At 48.1% G+C, this 18,774-nt stretch carries 16 protein-coding genes, 1 tRNA gene and 1 rRNA gene; 7 read left to right on the plus strand and 11 right to left on the minus strand.

Annotated elements, in window-relative coordinates; genetic code table 11:
* Together GCU44_RS19225 and GCU44_RS19230 are read right to left on the minus strand one after the other, a co-directional pair.
* A 16S ribosomal RNA gene (locus GCU44_RS19225) occupies positions 1-87 on the minus strand; the annotation flags it as partial.
* 417 nt (positions 88-504) lie between these two features.
* Positions 505-578, minus strand: a tRNA-Arg gene (locus tag GCU44_RS19230).
* Between the two features lie 177 nt (positions 579-755).
* Between GCU44_RS19230 and GCU44_RS19235 the strand changes: the two genes are divergently transcribed.
* A complete protein-coding gene (locus tag GCU44_RS19235; RefSeq protein ID WP_154858764.1) occupies positions 756-1,490 on the plus strand; it encodes a porin family protein in 735 nt (244 codons plus the stop codon).
* Positions 1,491-1,534: 44 nt separating this feature from the next.
* On the opposite strand, the gene GCU44_RS19240 is transcribed toward GCU44_RS19235, so the two are convergent.
* Entirely contained in the window at positions 1,535-2,158 is a 624-nt protein-coding gene (locus GCU44_RS19240) for a PA-phosphatase (protein ID WP_241685031.1), read from the minus strand.
* Positions 2,159-3,613: an RNA polymerase factor sigma-54 gene (rpoN, locus tag GCU44_RS19245; RefSeq protein WP_092178782.1), complete on the minus strand. Its 1,455-nt coding sequence runs from the start codon at positions 3,611-3,613 to the stop codon at positions 2,159-2,161.
* A gap of 185 nt (positions 3,614-3,798) precedes the next feature.
* Between rpoN and asnS the strand changes: the two genes are divergently transcribed.
* From asnS to GCU44_RS19265, 4 genes are all read left to right on the plus strand, one after another.
* Positions 3,799-5,250 carry an asparagine--tRNA ligase gene (gene asnS / locus GCU44_RS19250; RefSeq protein ID WP_154858766.1) on the plus strand — a complete coding sequence of 484 codons (1,452 nt, stop codon included), beginning with the start codon at positions 3,799-3,801 and terminating at the stop codon, positions 5,248-5,250.
* A gap of 645 nt (positions 5,251-5,895) precedes the next feature.
* Positions 5,896-6,072 carry a hypothetical protein gene (locus GCU44_RS19255; RefSeq protein ID WP_154858768.1) on the plus strand — a complete coding sequence of 59 codons (177 nt, stop codon included), beginning with the start codon at positions 5,896-5,898 and terminating at the stop codon, positions 6,070-6,072.
* Positions 6,073-6,075: 3 nt separating this feature from the next.
* Entirely contained in the window at positions 6,076-6,225 is a 150-nt protein-coding gene (locus GCU44_RS19260; RefSeq protein WP_154858771.1) for a hypothetical protein, read from the plus strand.
* Between the two features lie 112 nt (positions 6,226-6,337).
* Positions 6,338-6,790: a hypothetical protein gene (locus GCU44_RS19265; RefSeq protein ID WP_154858773.1), complete on the plus strand. Its 453-nt coding sequence runs from the start codon at positions 6,338-6,340 to the stop codon at positions 6,788-6,790.
* A 7-nt stretch (positions 6,791-6,797) separates the two neighbouring features.
* Here the strand turns inward: GCU44_RS19265 and GCU44_RS19270 are convergent, their stop codons facing one another.
* From GCU44_RS19270 to GCU44_RS19280, 3 genes are read right to left on the minus strand one after another with little or no spacing between them, the layout of a single operon-like run.
* On the minus strand, positions 6,798-8,288 hold the full coding sequence (locus GCU44_RS19270) for a TolC family protein (RefSeq protein WP_154858775.1): 1,491 nt from the start codon (positions 8,286-8,288) through the stop codon (positions 6,798-6,800).
* Entirely contained in the window at positions 8,281-9,591 is a 1,311-nt protein-coding gene (locus GCU44_RS19275) for an ABC transporter permease (protein ID WP_154858777.1), read from the minus strand. The genes GCU44_RS19270 and GCU44_RS19275 overlap by 8 nt, the downstream gene beginning before the upstream one ends.
* Before the next feature lie 44 nt (positions 9,592-9,635).
* On the minus strand, positions 9,636-10,967 hold the full coding sequence (locus tag GCU44_RS19280; RefSeq protein WP_154858779.1) for an efflux RND transporter periplasmic adaptor subunit: 1,332 nt from the start codon (positions 10,965-10,967) through the stop codon (positions 9,636-9,638).
* 205 nt (positions 10,968-11,172) lie between these two features.
* On the opposite strand from GCU44_RS19280, the gene GCU44_RS19285 reads away from it, so the two are divergent.
* Complete coding sequence (locus GCU44_RS19285) at positions 11,173-11,955, plus strand: class I SAM-dependent methyltransferase (protein ID WP_154858781.1); 783 nt, start codon at positions 11,173-11,175, stop codon at positions 11,953-11,955.
* Between the two features lie 28 nt (positions 11,956-11,983).
* Here GCU44_RS19285 and wecB read toward each other — a convergent pair whose 3' ends face one another.
* The 3 genes from wecB to GCU44_RS19300 form a co-directional block, all read right to left on the minus strand.
* Positions 11,984-13,081, minus strand: a complete 1,098-nt coding sequence (wecB, locus tag GCU44_RS19290) for a non-hydrolyzing UDP-N-acetylglucosamine 2-epimerase (protein ID WP_154858783.1) — start codon at positions 13,079-13,081, stop codon at positions 11,984-11,986.
* Positions 13,082-13,180: 99 nt separating this feature from the next.
* Complete coding sequence (locus GCU44_RS19295) at positions 13,181-14,770, minus strand: amidase (RefSeq protein WP_206670861.1); 1,590 nt, start codon at positions 14,768-14,770, stop codon at positions 13,181-13,183.
* Positions 14,771-14,774: 4 nt separating this feature from the next.
* On the minus strand, positions 14,775-15,401 hold the full coding sequence (locus tag GCU44_RS19300; protein ID WP_154858785.1) for a class I SAM-dependent methyltransferase: 627 nt from the start codon (positions 15,399-15,401) through the stop codon (positions 14,775-14,777).
* 96 nt (positions 15,402-15,497) lie between these two features.
* Between GCU44_RS19300 and GCU44_RS19305 the strand changes: the two genes are divergently transcribed.
* Positions 15,498-16,031 (plus strand): DinB family protein, encoded by a 534-nt coding sequence (locus GCU44_RS19305; RefSeq protein ID WP_092178801.1) that lies wholly within the window; start codon positions 15,498-15,500, stop codon positions 16,029-16,031.
* On the opposite strand, the gene GCU44_RS19310 is transcribed toward GCU44_RS19305, so the two are convergent.
* Positions 16,018-18,681, minus strand: a complete 2,664-nt coding sequence (locus GCU44_RS19310) for a hypothetical protein (RefSeq protein WP_154858787.1) — start codon at positions 18,679-18,681, stop codon at positions 16,018-16,020. The two genes, GCU44_RS19305 and GCU44_RS19310, sit on opposite strands and share 14 nt — an antisense overlap.
* Between the last annotated feature and the right edge of the window lie 93 nt (positions 18,682-18,774).

The following is an 18,774-nucleotide window of genomic DNA, read 5'->3' on the forward strand; positions in this document are numbered from 1 at the left end:
CAACCGAAGTCAACAATCCCGTTCGACTTGCATGTATTAGGCCTGCCGCTAGCGTTCATCCTGAGCCAGGATCAAACTCTCCATTGTAAAGTTTGTTTGGCGTCTCTGATATACCTACTCACGTAAACTATACCAAGATCGCCTGTTGTCTCTGTGGCTCGAAGAAATTACTTCTGTTTTTACTTTTTTGTCTGACAATACTTCAAAGAACTTAATCCGACCTCTTATACCCCCTTTCGGAGCAGTCAACCGGCTTGTCCAAAACGCTCCAAAACACCCTTTCTCTGATGTCTTTTCCGTTTGGGTTTGCAAAGGTAGAAAAAATTTAACCCCAAACAAACTTATTTTAATCTTTTTTCAACGACCTCCGGATGCATTCGCTAACTCATTCCGTTTCCCCCCGTTTGGGATCACAAAGATGAACGCTTTTTTTTGGTAGGCAATGCAATTTTGCGTTTTTTTTAAGATTTTTTTCGCACAAAACCTGTAATGAAGCGAAATATGTGACCTCGCCAGGATTCAAACCTGGAACCTCTTGAGCCGTAATCAAGTGCTCTATTCAATTGAGCTACGAGGCCATTTCTTCTAAATGGAATGCAAAGGTAATGAATGCAAACAAAAATACAAAGCCCATCACCCAGGAAAGAATGCCGTTCGACCAATTTTAATTTAAGAATTATTAAGATGAATAACACGCCAAATCAAGCAAGATTTCATAATTTAGCCGATCAATTGAAAAATTAACGATTGTTTTCATGAAAAGACTTACCCTAATTTGCCTTTTACTCGCAGCTACTTTTCACCTACACGCTCAGGAAAAAGAAAAAACACCCATAGGCGGCCGGCCCAATATAAAAGGAGATCTGTTTCTGGATTTTGGTTTTAACCTGCTTAATAACCGACCGGAAGATCTTAACACCCGATTTATTCCATCCCGAGTGGTGAATGTTTACTACCAAACGCAGCTGCCTTTGGGCGAAAACTCTGGGTTTACTTTTAACCCCGGCCTGGGATTCGGCTTGGAGAAATTGGCATTTCAAGGCAACCAAACGCTGATTCCGGACCCAGCAAAAGGTGGCAACTCCAGTCAACTGGTCCCCATATCGGATATCTATGGGGAAAATATCCGCGTGGAAACGAACACCATGGCCCTTAATTACCTGGATATCCCACTTGAAATACGGTACCATGCCAACAAAAATGACTACAATTCCGGCTTTCGCGTGGCTGTCGGCGGAAAGATTGGCGTACTATACAATGCGCACTCTAAAATCACTGTAACCGATAGCGAGGGATTGACCCAAAAAGTGAAAAACAGCCAGGATTATGGCTTGAGCCCCATTCGGTACGGGGTTTACACGCGTTTGGGTTTCCCTGGATTTAATGTGTGGGGATACTATGGATTAAACGGTCTATTTGATGGCGAACAAGGACCTTTTGGCACAGAGGCCACCCAGTTTAACTTCGGAATTTCCGTTGCCCTGTTCTAATGCCATTCCGGAAATCCCCGAATGCAACCTTACCGACGTACATTTTAAGCTACCAACAGGGAATACAGCACAGAAAAATTAATTCCAAATCCCAGGGCAAAACCCGCATACACCTCCAAGGGCTTGTGCGCATTTAGGTACAACCTGGCCGTTCCTACCAGACCACTGATGACGATAATCACTAGTAAATAATAAAACATCGGTGGGGAATAAAACTTTACCGATAAGACTGCCACCAGAGCAACCCAGCCCCCTAAAGCCGTTTGGTGCGCACTAATTTTCCAAAAATAGGTAACCGCTGTCAAGGCCATGAGACTAAACGTGGCCAACCCAAGGGTCGCGATTAGCAGCTCATCGACATTTAATTTCCAGTAAAAGAAACCCGAAGTCATGCAATAGAATACGCTGACCAGTAGAAACGGAACCAACCGTTCTCGTTTTTCGGGTAGGTGAAAGCTATGTATGAGATCAGAAAAACGCATCCCCACCAATCCCAGTAGCGGAACCAGAAACGTCGTAAACCCGACTAGCAGAGCGATTGACCATTTCGCTTCCCCGGGCACAACCGTCGCCTCCGGAACAATGTAAAATAAGGTAAGTACCATCATGGAGGGAATTAAAAGCGGTTGGAAGACCACCGAAACTCCCAATGCAAATTTCCTACACACCTATAACTCCTTTCTTAACCTGGCCACCGGGATCTGCAGTTGTTCCCTGTATTTGGCTACAGTCCTTCGGGCTATGTTGTATCCTTTCTGATTGAGTAATTTCACCAGTTTGTCGTCAGAGAGCGGTTTCTTTTTGTCTTCCTCTTCCACCAATTTGTTGAGTACGCTTTTGACCTCCCGATTACTAACATCCTCCCCTCCGTCGGTAGCGATTCCTTCCGAGAAAAAGTATTTTAGTGGAAACACCCCAAATTCGGTCTGTATGGCTTTGCTGTTTGCTACCCGAGATACAGTCGATATATCCATGTCGATTTTTTCAGCAATGTCCTTTAGTATCATGGGACGAAGTTTTGTCTCGTCCCCATCCACAAAAAACTCTTGCTGGTAATCGAGTATGGCCTGCATGGTTTTCATCAATGTTTGCTGCCGCTGTTTGATCGCGTCGATGAACCATTTTGCAGAATCCAGCTTTTGTTTAACAAAGGTTACGGTCTCTTTGAGCTTTTTATCTTTCTTGTCGCTCTTGTCATAGGCGTTAAACATCTCGGAGTAGGACCTGGACACTTTAAGTTCTGGCGCATTCTTTGAATTCAGAACTATTTCAAACTTCCCGTTGGTATTATTCAGGATAAAGTCGGGAATTACGTAATGATTTCGTACCATACCGTCCGAAATTCCTCCCGGTTTTGGATTCAACCGGGTGATACTATGAATCACCTCCTTAAGTTCCTCTTCTTCTATTCCTGCCTTTTTCAGAATCTTATCGTAATGCTTCTTGGTAAATTCCTCAAAGCAATGTTGCACAACAAAAATGGCTTTTTGTACCAGGGGCTCGTTTGTATCATCCCTTCGTTCCAATTGAATAATCAGGCATTCCTGAAGGTTTCTGGCTGCGATACCCGGGGGATCAAACCCCTGAATTTTAAGCAGGATCTCTTCTACCTCATCCAGGTCCGTCTCCACGTTCTGACTGAAAGCCAAATCGTTGATGATTGCTTCCAGACTCCTGCGGATGTAGCCGTCGTTTTCGATGCTACCGATGAGCTGCCTTCCAATCAACCGCTGCTGCTCGTCTAGTTTTAAAAAATTCAATTGAGAAAGTAGCTGCTCGTGAAGGGTAGAATGGCTGGAAATCGGCATTTCCCGATCTTCTTCGTCTCCGGAATAGTTCCCATCCCCCTGCATTTTGTACCCACCGTACTCTTCATTTAAATATTCGTCAATATTGATGTCTTTGTCTTCCTTTACATCCGGAACCTCCGTTCCCTCCGCAAATTCCTCTGCCTGAATGTCCGAATCGGACTCCTTTCCCTCCTCTAATGCAGGATTGATCTCCAATTCCTCCTCAATCCGCGCTTCCAGCTCGGCCGTTGGCACCTGTAAAAGCTTAATAAACTGTATCTGCTGAGGAGATAACTTTTGGGATAAGATCTGATTTAAATTCAGTTTTTGCATATATTCTTTGACCTGGTATGGGTTAGGTACGTGTAAATCAGGGGCTATCGAACGGACGTCCCGCTTTCATTCTTCAAATTTAGGAAATAAGATCAAAATTTTGATAAAAAGCGTATTATATCGTTTTTTTGCATTCACTTTACACACAGTCCGCATAGGTATTCACTTCAATAGAAAAACGAATCATGTCATTTAACAAACGAATAAAAATTAAACGTTTAATCGAAAACACCTACACAGGCGAGACTGTAACGGTAATGGGCTGGGTACGAACCCGACGCAGCAACAAGCACGTAACCTTCATCGCCTTGAATGATGGTTCCAGCATTCAAAATTACCAGATTGTTGCAGACCCGGAAAAAATCAACGAAGAACTACTCAAAAAAGCAAATACGGGTGCCTGTCTTAAAATTACCGGTACGGTGGTCGCCTCTCAGGGTAGCGGCCAACAATCGGAAATTCAGGCGGATCGGATAAAAATCCTGGGAGAAGCGGACCCGGACAAATACCCCATTCAACCCAAAAAACACTCCCTGGAGTTTTTGCGAGAAAACGCCCATTTGCGGGTCCGAACCAATACGTTTGGCGCCATTTTTCGTATTCGCCACCATTTGGCTTTTGCCGTACACCAGTATTTCCACCAAAAGGGATTTTTCTACCTGCATTCGCCCATTATCACTGCGTCGGATGCCGAAGGGGCCGGAGAAACCTTCCAGGTCACCACGCTGGATCTAAAAAATCCACCCAGGGACGAAAACAACGCCATCAATTTCAAAGAAGATTTCTTCGAACGCGCAACCAACCTTACCGTTTCTGGTCAATTGGAGGGGGAACTCGCAGCACTGGCCCTCTCGGAAATCTATACCTTCGGGCCTACCTTCCGGGCGGAAAACTCTAATACAACGCGGCACCTGGCCGAATTCTGGATGATTGAGCCGGAGATGGCATTTTACGATGCGGAAGACAACCAGGACCTGGCGGAAGATTTCCTACAGTACATCATCGGCTTCGCGCTGGAAAATTGCCAGGAAGACCTTGCCTTTCTTGACCAACGCGCGGCCGAAGAAGAAAAAAACAAAAAGGCCGAACAACGCAGTGAACTTGGCCTGCTCGAACGCCTTGAATTTGTGACCAAAAATACCTTCGAACGCGTCAGCTACACCGAGGCATTGGATATCCTGCGAAACTCCAAACCGAATAAAAAGAAAAAATTCACCTACCCCATCGACGAATGGGGTACAGACCTGCAATCCGAGCACGAAAGGTACCTGGTCGAAAAACATTTTAAAAAGCCGGTGATCATCACCGACTATCCCAAAGCCATCAAATCGTTTTACATGAGGCAAACCGAGGATGGAAAAACAGTGGCTGCCATGGACATTCTGTTTCCGGGTATCGGGGAAATCATCGGCGGTTCTCAACGGGAAGAAAGATTGGACAAGCTGACCGAACGAATGCAGGAATTGGGCATTAGTCAGGAGGAAATGTGGTGGTACCTGGATACCCGACGCTTTGGCACGGCACCCCACGCCGGCTTTGGACTGGGCTTTGAGCGATTGGTCCAATTTGTCACCGGAATGAGCAATATACGGGACGTAATTCCCTTCCCCAGAACACCCGGCAACGCCGAATTTTGACGGAGATCGTAGCCCGGAGCCGGTAACCTGCGCAAAGGCTAGGAACCCCTCTCTGGCTTGATTCGGACGAATTGCCTTAAATTTGCCACATAATCCTATAATCTCCGGGTAAAAATAGCACCCAACAAGCTGTCAGGGTTTATCTACTCTACGCGTCTACGCGAGAGGTTGATTGAATAGCAACCAAAACCCATCACGTATGCAGACCATAAGAATAAATCGGCAACGCCTAGGTATAACGGTGCGAACAAAAATTCAATTTAGCCATCAGAAGACGCTCGCAGATTAAAACAGCTGCCTTGGAGGTAGGCGTATTTTTGTCCGGAAGTATACCTCCCCCATGGAAATCGAACGCAGATCAACATAGAAGAAGATAACTGGTACATCAATAGAGATATTACCAATCCCGGTTCTCCTGAGGAGCGCCTGCTACTGAATGTGGGGATGGTCACTACCGTTTTTGAGGACAAGGGGGGGGAATCGAAAAACAAGTGGATGCCGTTGACCCGTGGGAAAACACCCAAACCTGTATCCATCGCATCCCCGAATACCTGAGCCTCGGAGTGAATGGGTTTGATAGTTCGCTTCAGGGGTATTGCCCGGCTATGAGGGGGCCTCAATACCGCTTTTGAACCGAATGGCGCGTTGAGAAAGAAGTACATGCAAGGGGTGGAGAAAGTAATCGTTGCAGCGGATCAAAAGGGAGCATTTCTTATGCTGTCCTGTTTCTACCAACGGCAGCGGGACGATGATTTCACTTTGGAAAACAAACAAGCCATTAGTGAAGCCGTTCGGAATACCGCCAACTGCCTTTCCAATTAGGAAATGCCCCTAGAAAATCACCAAAAAAAGGTGGTTCGGAGACCGGAGGCAGCAGGACCTTACGACCTACGAGTGGTGGTATACGCCCACGATGGAAGGCTGTTGTACCAGTCTGCTCTGGTAGCTATCGAAGTCAGTCCGACGACAAAATAAACGGCTGCAGATAAAAAACCCCGATACATCAAGTCCGCAATTTGTACCAATCCGGTTCCAGTTTAATTGCGGTACAATAGGAAATAGTTGGGTTTAATTCGTATATTAGTAAGTGGAAAAATTTCTTAAATACCTAAAAATTGAAGGAGTTGGTGGTCATGTCGTCCGTATTTCTCTGGCCTGCCTTCTTTTGTTTGGCGGATTTACCAAGTTAAAGCTCATTGGTGCCCTGGAGTATAGTCTTTTTTGGGCCATTTTACTTGCAGGAATCGAAACCTTCGCGGCGTTTGGATTACTGATCCATTACAAAAAGCCGCTGATCGGGATGGTTGGGGGCATACTCGCCCTATTGTCCATCTTTATTCGGGTGGTCTTCTCCATCGAATGGGTGCGCGGTCATATCCTCCAAACGGATTCCTTTCTTTCGGCGCTTAACTCCATTTTTGGCATCTATAACAACGGGCTCTTTCACATCGCCCTGCTTTTTGGCGCCGCCATTTACTGCCTGGGCAATTCCTTTAAAGCATACGTTGCTGAGCGGATTACCCGCCCTTGGCCTCATTAAACTCGGTTTACTCTTCCTGGAAACTCATTTCAGGGCTGTAAAGCAACTCCTTATTCTCAAAATCGTAAAGTGTCAGCCTTCTGAGCTCAAAATACGCCGTCCAATAGTCTCTTAGGGATTCAACGTAACTCCTCCTGTTTTCATCCTTTTCGCGCTGGGCTATTCCCAAATCGGTAATGGATACATTTCCACTCTGGTACCTGCGGAAAGATATTTCGTACCGTTTGTCGGCAACCTCATCGGAAGTCTTCGTGATCTCCAGCCGATCTTTGAGCATGATAAAATTCCGAACCCGGGTAAAAATTTCCTGCTCGAAATTGATGATTTCCTGCTCAATTTCAAATTCCGTGAGCTTTTGATTGGCCTTTGCCATACTCATTCTGGCTTTGTTCCGTCCCCAATCCAAAATGGGCACTCCAATGCTCAGATTTACCAAGGCCTGGGTATTGGGATTGGAATAGATATCTCCCCACATCAAGGCCGCCTTGTTGTACCCATAGCTGGCGTTCAAATTCATCTGAAAACGTTGCCCCCTGGCCTGGGCTACGTCTGCCTGCGCCTCCATTCGCTGCCTTTCGAAACTAATAGCATCGGATCGGTTCTGAAACGCATATTCGATTGCTTGTTCCACATTGACCTCAAAATCCGGGATTTCATCAGGTAACTTCAGATTTAGGGTCGTGCTTTCGTTCAGCCCTATGTAGGATTTCAAGCGAAGGGAAGATGCTTCCATATCCAACCGAGCCTGTGCCACATCTTGCCGCGCTTCCAACACCTGCAATTCCACCTGCAACAATTTATCTTCGTAGGTGGTGCCGATATTGTATCGCCCCTGTTCGATCCTTAAAATCGCTTCGGAGTTTTGCAGGTTCTTTGTGGCAATATCCAGGTTTACCTGGGCCACCAAAAAATCAAAAAACATCTGGGTTACCCATTCGCTGATCTGTTCCATCTCCTCTACAAATTCTCGCTTACTCTCTTCATAACGAATGGGTTCAATTTTTCGATCCCACTTAAAGGGGTTAAAGGCAAAAATGGGTTGGGACAGGCGAATGTTTACCGGAACGCCACTCCACCGCGTCTGACTTTCGGAATCCGAGGCCAGAAAATTGTCAAAACGGTTGGTCGAACTGTTGACGGAGATGATGCCACCCGTGGGCCCAATTACCTGGCGGAGTCCCAATTCCAAATCCACCAAATTTTGCCTCACTTCCCGGAACTCAATGGTCCCGTCCGGTTGGGTGACGTTATTGAAGGCCTGCGAATACTGCGGCAGGGTGCCTTCCAGGCGCAACTGGGGGTTAAAATTGGATTGGTACAGGCGATAGCTCCAGTACCGGTTTTCTCTTCGGGTATCCGCATTCAGGGCAGCCGGAGATTGTTGTTTAGCCCGTAAAATGATCTCTTCCAGGGTATACGAAACGACCTGCTGGGAATGGACAGAAAAAATGATCGCTAAAAACATAACGATCAGGTTTGGTAGAAATAGTTTATTCATAGCGTAAAGAGGTTATCGGATCCTGGCTGGCGGCTCTCTTGGCTGGGGTAATCCCAAAAACCAAGCCTACTGTGGCTGCCACCCCAAAGGACAATACGATGGAACTCAGCGTAATTACAGTAGGGAAATCGGCAAAAGTGGATACCAAATGGGCCAATACGATACCCAAAATCACACCTATCAAGCCGCCAGAAACACTGATCATAATGGATTCAAATAGAAACTGATTCACAATATCGTTCTTTTTTGCTCCCAACGAAAGCCTTAGGCCAATTTCTTTTATTCTTTCCATCACCGATGCCAACATGATGTTCATGATACCGATACCTCCCACCAGCAGCGAAATGCCTGCAATCGCCCCCAATACGATGTTAAATATATTTTGAGTGCGTTGTTGTTGTTTAAGAAGTAGCTCGGGAATTGTGATTTCGAAATCCACTACATTGAAATGCCTTCTTTCCAGCATTTTGGCCAATACCTCCGCAGTGGGGTTCAGCAATTCGCTTTCCGATACCTGAATGACCATCTTATCCAGTTGGTGGTAATTACTGGATCCGCTATTGCTATCGTTTAATCTCGATTCGGTGACCAGGTCCCTATTTTTATAGCGGATGAGCATGGTTTGAATCGGTACGTAGACATCCATATTGAAGTCCCGGATGCCTAGCTTGGATATACTTGATTCCGAAACGATCCGCTCTTCCAAAATACCAACGACCTCTAGCCATTGATTACCGCTTTTTATCTTTTTGCCAATCGGACTTTCGTTTGGGAAAAAGCGTGCCGCCACGTTTCTCCCAATGATACAAACGGGGTCTCCCTTTACCAGATTCTTTTCACTAAACATTCTGCCGGCTCTCAACTTAAAATCGAGCACGTCAAAATACGCCGGGGTTACACCCACCAGCTTGGCAGATCTTCGGACGCCACTTTTTACAATATAGGTGTCCAATACGATTTCCGGGCTGATCTTGCTGATTCCAGGGATGATGTCACGAATGGCCTCGGCATCTTGTAACTTCAGACCCGGAGAAAATTTATTGCGCTCCTTTTCCAAACTGCTATTTTCATCCAGCTGCTCCTCTAGTTGCTCCACTACCGGTACGACCACGATGTTGTTTACACCTACCAGCTTGATCTGTTCCATGATTTCTTGCTGTGCTCCGGTACCGATGGCCAGCATGGCAATGACGGCTGCTACCCCAAAAATAATCCCCAAAGCGGTCAAAAGAGAACGTACCTTATTGGCCAGTACTGCCTCAAAAGCGATATAAAAATTGGCTAAAAGCCTCTCGTTAAACATAGGTTTGATTAAGATAAGGAATGGTACTTTTTAGCGGTGTCTGTTCAGGGAGCTGGCGTGGACCTTCGTTGACCGAAGGACGGGACTTCCGCCACAGGCTCCTCATCCTTATTGTCCAGGTTTCGTTTACCGTTCAGTTCTTCGAGTAAATTCACCGTCAAGTTGCTTCCCCAATTCGGTGTATTTAAGTAGACATAGTCTCCGTCATTCAGTCCCTTTTCAATGACCACATCGTTGGCATTCGTCATTCCCAGGAGTACTTCCTGCTTGACACCGTTCCGAAGGTATACGTAATTTATGCTATCGTTTTCTACATTGACGGCCTCTAATGGTACGTACAGAACCTCATTTAGCTGGTCGGCGATGATGGTATTACTGGAAGTCATGGACGGTCTGAGCATGGGATCACTCTCGTTGACGATTACCATTACTTCAAAAACTTTTGCATCTGAATTTGGCCGTTGTTGCCCCACATTGGCCACTTTGGTCACTTCTCCGGTATATTTTTTATCTGGAAAGGCGTCCATTCCCAGTTCCACTTTTTGCCCCACTTTTACCCTGCGGATGTCTACTTCATTGACGTAGGTAATGCTCTGCATGGTCGTCAGGTCCGGGAGTGTGGCGACAACGGGATTCCAGGAACTTATCTGAGAACCTTCTTTCACTTTACTACCCCGATAATCGACATAAATCACCATCCCATCCTGGGGAGCCGTTACGACAAATTTATCCAAAACCTCCACCATTTGATTTACTTCCAACTCATCCTCCCGGAGTTTGGCGGCGATTTCCATCATTCTGGCTTTTTCCTGAAGACTCTTGATTCGGTAGCGTTCCCTGGCTTGATCAAGCTCTCTTTTGGCTTTTTCTACGTTGTACTCGTTTTGTTTAATAATCGCAGGCGGCTCAAACTGAGACTGCTCCAATATCAATTCCTGTTCCTGTACAATGTACTCCTGATTGAGGATATTGTCTCGCTCGACCCGAAGATTCAAGGAGGTATCCAATTGAATCTGTTCGTATTGTGCCCGGGTTTGCTCCAGATCCAGCCTTCTGTCCTCCAGACGGCCAAACAATTCTGTCTTGTCGATGGAACAAATAAAATCTCCCTTCTTTACGACCGTGCCTTCGTCCACCATTTTGTCAATGGTAAAATTGCCAATTCTAAATCGACGCGCTTCCGCGGGACCAAAGACTTGTACCGATCGCAACGCCTCCAACTCCCCAGAGGTAGTAATTTCTACCCGAAACTCCCCCTTCCTGACGGTAGCCAGTATATCGTTCTCCACACCCGCACTTCCAGAGGCAAAAAAGTAATACAGCGCACCGATAACAATTACACTTCCAATGGCTACGTAAATTAAATTCTTTTTCATTTTCCTGTTATTTACTGGTTCAAAGGTAACTTTTTCGTCAATTAAGTCCTTCCCAATGAGCATTTTATTTGTCCATTGACATAAAAACGTAATTTCAAATCTAATTATTTCGTTTTTTTTTTAACCGCCGGTATATCGGGAAAAGCCGTTTCCTTAAATTTCAGCGAAACGTATGCCATTTGCAGTGATTCGCTATATTTGTCGCATGAAAGCAGTGATAAGTTGGACGATCCGATACATTCCACGGAAATACCTACAGCTTTTCAGCCATTTTTTCTTACGATTGGCTGCGGTGTTTTACCGCGGAAATACCGTCCAATGCACCATATGCGAACGGAGTTTTCGGAAATTTTTGCCCTACGGAAGAGTAGGTAGAGACAATGCGCTCTGTCCAAACTGCCTGGGCCTGGAGCGGCACCGGCTCATGTGGCTGTTTCTCAAACAGAAAACCGATTTTTTCAAGAGACCCCTAAAAGTGCTGCATATCGCCCCGGAATTGTGCTTTTTAGATCGATTTGAAGCGATGGATAACCTGGAGTACATCACCGGGGATCTGGAATCTCCCCTTGCAAAAATAAAAATGGACATCCACCAGATCCCTTTCCCCGACGATACCTTCGACGTGGTGTTTTCCAACCACGTGCTGGAGCACGTCGAAAACGATATCGAAGCGTGTAAAGAAATTAATCGGGTGCTAAAACCAGGCGGATGGGGAATTGTACAGTCGCCCGTCTACAACATGGAACAGACCATCGAAGACCCTTCCATTCAAGACCCTGTAGAACGAGAGCGGATTTTCGGCCAACGAGACCATGTGCGGAAATACGGCACCGACTACGCCAAACGACTAAGCAGATCGGGACTAAGAGTAACGGAAATCCCGTTTGTTCATGGATTGGCTCCTTCCCTTATTAAAAAGCACGCACTTCCAGAAAAGGAACCCATTTATTTTTGTCAAAAAAACGAATCGGGACCCGCACGGCAGTAACGCCCGGGGCTCCCGACCGAGAGGCTTCCTACGCCAGTTTTTCCAATAAAATCGCTACAATCCGGCTAGCCGTTTTTCCATCCCACATCTCAGGTATTTGTCCCACTTTCCAGTTTCCGGAAAACAACTTTTCCATAGCCGGAGGGATCGCTTTGGGGTCCGTACCCAACAATTCGTTTGTTCCCTGGGTGATGGTCTCGGGTCTTTCGGTATTATCCCTCAGGGTCATACAGGGTATTCCCATGACGGTGGTTTCCTCGGTGATCCCTCCGGAATCGGTTACCACGGCTTTGGCTTTTTCTACCAAATAATTGAATTCCAGGTACCCCAAGGGATCGACCATGTGTAGCCTGTCGTGACTTATTCCTATATTTTGAAGCATTTTCTTCGTCCTGGGATGGACTGGAAATACCAAGGGTAGATCCAACGTATGGTCTACAATTTTTTGAATCAGTTCTTTTAACTTTTCCTCCTGATCTACATTTGCCGGCCGGTGCAGGGTCATCACCAAAAATTTGCCTTTTTCCAAGTTGAGCCTGTCCCATACCTCGGGTTTCTGAAACCGTGACCGGTGTTTTAGCAAGGTATCTATCATGGTGTTCCCTACGTAAAATATCCGGTCTTCTCCCACTCCGGCATTTTTTAAATTCGTGTTCGCTACCTCAGAAGTGGTGAAAAAGTAGTTAGTAATGCTATCCGTAACCATGCGGTTGATCTCTTCCGGCATGGACCAGTCATCGGAGCGAATGCCAGCTTCCACATGGGCCACTTTTACATGGAGTTTCTGCGCCGTGATGGCACAGGCCATGGTAGATGTCACGTCGCCCACCACTAAACAAAGATCCGGCTTGTTGGTTTCCAGCAACAATTTTTCGTAGCCGATCATAATGGCTGCTGTTTGTTCGGCCTGGCTACCGCCACCGGCTCCCAGATTCACATCCGGTTCCGGAATACCAAGCTGCTCAAAAAAACTACCCGACATGTTTTTATCGTAATGCTGACCGGTATGAATCAGCCGAAAAGCAATGGGGTTACCCGCATTGGACGCCGCCAGAATTGCGTCAATAATTGGGGAAATTTTCATAAAATTGGGCCTTGCGCCCGCAATCAAATCTATGTATATCATGAATCAAAAATTTAATTTGCCAAGTTTACCAAATTAAATGGATACTTGGGGAATACTAAGTGGAGAAAGGTTTGAAATTATTCGGTTTTTGTGTACCCCCTACCTAAATTCCGGGACCTTGCGGTGGTTGGTACCTTGTTCGAAAGCGTAGGCGATCTCCAGTAAAGCAGGTTCCGACCAGGCGGTTCCGAAAATGGAAATGCCAACCGGCAAGCCCTCCACAAATCCCATGGGTAGGGAAATGTTGGGGTAGCCGGCGTGTGCTGCCGGGGAGGAGCTCCCCAATTGAAACGAATCGCCATTGACGGGGTCGGTCTTCCAGGCAGGGCTTCCGGTGGGCGCGACGATGGCATGTAGCTGGTTTTCCTCCAGGACCTTATCGATGCCCTCTGCCCGGCTCATTCGAAGCATGGAAGCCAACGCTTCCTGGTACGCCGTTTCCTCCAGCCCGCCTTTTTGCTGCGCCTGTTCCAGATAAAACTGGTTGTAATGCCGCAGTTCAATGCTATCTCGCTCGTTAAAGGCAATCAACTCCTCCAGGTTCCTAATGGGGGCATCCGCACCCAGCGATTCAAAATAGGCATTCAAGCCTTGCTTGTATTCGTACAGCATTACCTGCAGGGAATGAGCGCCGGTACCCGCAGGTTCAACCTGATCGATGGGTATAATTTCCGCACCTTGACTTTCCATGTAGGCGATTGCCGCCTCCATCAAGCGGTCCACCTTGAAATTTCTTCCGGAAGGTCCTTTGAACCAACCAATCCGCTTCCCCTTCAACCCGTCCTTTTTCAGAAATTGAACATAATCGACCTGGTAATTTCCCGCACTGGCCAGGGTTTTTGCGTCTTCCGGATCAACGCCTACCAGGCTTTCCAGCGCTATCGCTGCATCCTTTACCGTTCTTGCCATGGGGCCAGGGGTATCCTGGGTATCGGAAATGGGTATGACACCCGATCGGCTCACCAATCCTACTGTGGGTTTGATACCCACAATTCCATTTGCATGGGCAGGACAAACGATGGATCCGTTGGTTTCCGTACCGATGGCCAGTACACTCAAATTGGCAGATACGGCGACCGCCGATCCGGAACTGGACCCACAGGGGTTTCTATCCAGCTGGTAGGGGTTTTTGGTCTGCCCACCCATTCCGCTCCACCCGCTGCTGGATAGTTCTCCCCGAAAATTAGCCCATTCGCTTAAATTGGCCTTTCCCAAAATCACCGCCCCCGATTCCCGTAGCTTTTTAGCCACAAAACTGTCTTTCGTTGGCCTGGAGCCGGCCAGTGCCCGGGAACCAGCCGTGGTCGCCATGGCATCGTGGGTGTCCAGGTTGTCTTTCAGCAGTACCGGGATCCCAAACATGGGGCCTACCGGACTTCCCGATGCCCGCAGCAGGTCCAGGGAGTCTGCCAGTTTCAGGGCATCCGGATTGACCTGCAACACTGCATTCAATTCCGGACCGGATTGGTCCAGGGCTTCAATTCTGTCCAGGTACGCTTCCACTACTTCTCTTACCGTCACCGTTTCAGCTGCATAGGCCTCCCGGAAATCGTCAATTTGCCACTCTTCGTAGGGAAACGCGCCGACTGAATTGTCGGGGTTATCGGAAACATCGCAAGATGTGCCTGGGAAAAGAACCCACAGCAGCATGAAATTTCGTAGGGTAGTGCCTGGTATCGGTATGCGCATGGCGTTAATGGTTTGCTTGTTTACGTTTGGTGCCCAGGGCGCGAATCAAGGCCGATTTGCCTTGGTGAAAGCTTCCTTCCTCCAGGTTTTCAGTCAGCGCTTCCAATTGTTCCCATTCAAAATCAGGGAAGTCGCTGCGCAGGATATCCAGCGAGAAAAGCATACTTTCGTCTTTGGGACCACCGGCTTGGGGATTCGCGCGGCTCAACTCCAGGTGCTCCTTTCGAAAGCCCTCTATCAGCAATTTCCCGCCCGGCTTTACAAAAGCTGCGAGTTTGCGGTGGTAAGTAGCACGTACAGCTTCCGGGAAATGGGCAAAAAACAATCCCATTAGATCAAAGGAATCCGCCTCGTACCGAACGTCATTTGTATCACAGACCTCATAGTGAATAGCTACCCGATTTTTTTTTGCCAGCCGATCCGCTTTCTTTTTTCCCTCTTCGCTATAGTCAAAGGCCCAAACCTCCCAGCCGAGACTAGCCGCAAAGACGGCATTCCTGCCCTCCCCTTCTGCCGGCAGCAGCAGCTTTCCTGGGCTAAGAGAAGTAATTTTCGATGCAAAAAATGCATTGGGTTTCTCCCCGTAGACGTAATCGGCAGATTTGTACCTTTCGTTCCAAAATGCTTTCATGGTTCCTTTCTTGTTGGCTTCAATTTCATAACTTCGAGTGTGCGGTGGTAATTGCCTTCGATAACTATCCTTAAAACTCAAAAGTTACCAATAAAAATGGAAAAGTATGTGATTCTTGTCCTATTCCTCCTACTTTCGATCTGCCCTAAGGGTACGGGTCAGGAAGATCCCTTTCTTCGTGATTTTTTGGTGCGCTGGGACCAATCCAAAGCCTACCTGCTTGCTGTGGCGGAAGCGATGCCCGAAGCGCATTATTTTCAGGCCCCTTTTGACGAGGGGAAAAGTTTTGCCGAGCAACTCATGCACATGGCCGTCGTCATGGACTGGCATGCTTTCAGCAAATTTGGCGGCAGCGAAGCGCCAATCCGCTGGGAGGATTTTCAGGTAACGGGTAAAAACAAGGCACAACTGATTCAGGAAACGGCTCGGGAATTTGATCGGGCGAAAGAGCTAATCAAGGAGTTCGATCCGGACAAATTGGATGAAACAACTTCCTATGCCGCATTTAGCCGAACCAGACGGCAATTTCTTTTGCTGCTTGCCGATCACGTCACCCACCACCGCGCCCAACTGATCGTTTATCTCAGGCTGCATCACATCGCGCCGCCAAACTACATCAATTTCCAATGACGGTAAGGGATCGCTTTTCCGATTTGTCCAAACCCAATTCGCTGCTTTTGTAATTCACGATGACCGAATAGGTCCCATCCATCGCCTCCCTGCCATTCACCAAACCGTCCCAGGTACAGCCGGGACTTGCCTGTCCGCCGCTGTTTTCTTCGCAATAAAAAATCAACTCTCCGGTACGCGTGTAGATAAATACTTCCATGTAATCGATTTCCGGAGCAGCAAAAACTTTGAATTGCCGCTCCGAATCGCCCGGCACCAGGGCATTTGGATAGCGGATAAGGATCACACAGTCTTCCTCTACCCGAAATTCATACTCCTGAGGGCATCCGGCTTCATCTACCACTTCCAGCGTGTACGCTCCGGGCGCCTGTGGCACATAGCTGTTCGATTCGCTCAGCAAACTGTCTTCCAGGTACCATTGGTAGCTCTCAAACGTACCTGGGTTTAACGTCGGTCGCCTGTTTTCTGCACTGCAGATGGAGTAGGAGTCGACCAAATCAATCGCTGCGGGTACATTTTCCACTACCTCGTATACCGCCCCAAATAGCCTGCAGTTAATTTCGTTGCGCAATACCACTTCATACGTCCCGGGCTCTTCCACTTCGATTTCCAATTGGTCGTCGAAATCAAAAAGCCAGGTATTGTCCCCAGCTTCCTCGACTTTGTACCACTCGACTTTCGCAACCGCTGAACCGCTTACCTCGGCCTGTACGATCGCAATCGACCCCGCTCCACAAATCGGTGTACCCGTTACAGATGCCTGCGCATCGTTTTCCGGAATGGTGACCTCGAATTGCACCGGCGTAACCGGGCAGGCACTGCTTCCTCTTGGCTGCACCTCCAGCAGGAAATTCCCCGTAGAAGGAGGAAAAAACTCTACTTCTCTCCCCAGTATGGTCCGGTCTTCCCGCATCCACCGGATGATGTATTGATTGGGGTTTTCACCAAAAAGTTCAACGCCAAAAATCTGATTTCCAAAGCAGTTGATGGTCCGCTGCGTATAGTCGTATTCCACGGGTTCGTTTACCAATACCTCAATGCTCCGGGTCCTGGGACACAAGACCACACCGGGATCTGCGGGGCTCCCTGTAAGGCGGTACGTACCCGTCTGATCAAGCAAAAACCCACCCCCTGCCGGAGCAATTTCGGTACCATCGGGAGCCACCATGCGGAATTGCAGGGATTGGCCGGATTCGGGAACCAGGGTGTATTCCTGGCAAACGGTGAGGCTGGCCGGAACGGAAAAATTAACTTGCTGCGCACCGGTCATTTGGTAGGTTTGTGATTGGGTCGAGCTACAATCGCTTTCATCGCTTACACTCACCGTATACGTTCCCGTGGGCACGTCTACCTCCACCTGGGCCTGGTTCTGAAAATTCCCCTGAAAAAGTTGGCCATTCGCCCCAGCTATTCGATAGGATCCCGACACCGATAATCCCTTAAAATCCAGCGTCAACACGCCTCGTTGCACGCCGGAAGCGGTACAAACGGAGGGCGTAGACCTTACCTCAAAGTCGATCCCCTCGTCCGGGTTTTCGTTTTCGATGCTGACGGACCGGCTAATCTCGCAGTCGCCCACCCTGCCGGTCACCGTGTATACACCCGGCTCCAGGCCTGTAATGGTACGGATCTCTCCCTGGGCGATCTGATTGATCGTGATTTCCTGCTTGCCTGAAATTCGCACGGAATTCAGCAGGGTAATTGCCTGAATCTCAAACATACCGGTCGCCGACGCGCAACTTTCGGCGTCGCTCCGTTTGGTAAGGGTAAACTCCGGCGCTTCGCGAACCTCCAGGTCAAACGATTGCTCCACATTGCACCCGGGTCTATCCGGATCCTCCACGGTAAAAAAAACGGTATAGCCGCCCAATCCCTCGAGCGCATCGGTGTCCAGGGCCAGTTCGAATGCATTTTCAATAAATGTTCGTTCGGTAGCCCCGTCTTTTTGGTAAAACCAGGATGCCAGGTAGGGAGCATCCGGGCGGTAAGTCACGGTGCTACCCAGGCAGGCCACCGTGGACGACGCCTGCACCGAAACCGATATGGACGGTCCGACAAAGGTAGTGGCCACCGCTTCACAGGCAACTGAACTTACTTTTGCATAGTACCTTCCAGGCTCTGTCGCAACGTAGGTATTTCCGGTTCCCAAAACCGTATTTGCGGGATTGAGCCATTCGATCGTATACCGCCCACTGCCGGCATCCACGGGATCCAATGCCTGCAAGGTGACCGGATCACTTCCACAAAACACCACATCGGTGGGCAAGACAAAAGATGGGCCCCGCTCTACGGTCACGCTTTGCGATGCCTGGTAATAGTTCTGGTCCGCTCCCCGAATCACGCGTAAACTGACCGTAAACACGCCGGTTGCAGTGAAGGGAAACGAAATGTCCTGCGCAGCAGCTCCCCCGGATTCATAAAAAATCTCAAAACCGCTGGCATCGGTAATGCTCCAGATATACCGGTCCGTGCCCGGGTCCCCTCCTGCGGAAAAGTCTGCGTACGCAAATCCTCCATTTAAACAAACCCCCTCCGGACCTTGTAATTGGGGTTCATTGAAAAAGTCTTCTACCCGGTGGCTGTCGGCCGAAAAAGCGGTGAGCAACACGAGCAGAAATGGCAAAACAGAAACTACTTGACGAGCCGACACCTGCAATTAGTATACATGATGAATTAATACGTTTCGTTACATTACCAAAGACCCTGGCAAAAAGGATACCAAGTCATGCACCGGTAGGAATCA

Source organism: Cyclobacterium xiamenense (assembly GCF_009467825.1).
In the GTDB taxonomy this organism is placed as follows: domain Bacteria; phylum Bacteroidota; class Bacteroidia; order Cytophagales; family Cyclobacteriaceae; genus Cyclobacterium; species Cyclobacterium xiamenense.